This is a genomic window from Vibrio sp. Y176, from assembly GCF_033438945.1.
Genome location: NZ_JAWOQS010000597.1, coordinates 1 through 672, shown reverse-complemented (window position 1 = coordinate 672; position 672 = coordinate 1). Strand labels below are relative to the sequence as shown.

At 43.9% G+C, this 672-nt stretch carries 1 protein-coding gene and 1 pseudogene; both read right to left on the bottom strand.

What is annotated here, in order from left to right; all coding sequences use genetic code 11:
* A partial coding sequence (locus tag R7O13_RS27520; RefSeq protein WP_318305283.1) for a cache domain-containing protein occupies positions 1-391 on the bottom strand: 391 nt, incomplete at its 3' end.
* A gap of 179 nt (positions 392-570) precedes the next feature.
* Positions 571-672, bottom strand: a pseudogene (locus tag R7O13_RS27515) (DUF393 domain-containing protein); the annotation flags it as partial.

Sequence of the window (672 nt, the reverse complement as noted above, 5' to 3'; positions counted from 1 at the left end):
TCCGATCTAGGTAATTACCTTTCTTGTCTTGCAGGTTATAGAAGTTTTCACCGATGCCTTTGTCGTTCTTGCCGACCACAACACGGACGCCTTTGGAGTTGTAACCGAAGATGTAGCCCGTTTCACCAAATTCCAGCTCTCGTAAAACGGGAAGAGCTTCTTCTAATGTCGCATTTCTCTTGAGTAGCGGTTCAATCGCCGAGCGAGCCATCTGAACATAGTTTTTCAGCTCGGCTTTTTTCATCGCCATCATGGTGGTGTGGGTCTGATCAATTTGCTGTTGGTTATAAGCGTTAGTTTGCAGGTAGGTGAACCACATCATACCTAGTGCAATGGTGAGTACTGGAATGATGGAAAGAATATACAGTCGCTTTCTTATGGTTAGATTCATAGAGACTTCCTTACTTCTCGGCGCAGCGTTACGAAAAGGCAAAATTCAATCGATTTGCCGGATAAATATATGGCTATTTATTTTTGTAGTGATTGCAGATTAACCGACTTAGTAGGAGAGAAGTACTGGAAATGCACGATTTATCGCGAGCGTATTAACATTTTCAAGCGTGATCACAATTACCGAGAGCAGCGGCCAGAATTACAACGAGAAGTACCCGTTAACCAATATGAGATGCGATACCTATTTTGGGCGAAGCGCAGATAACGCCAGTCCGCAAC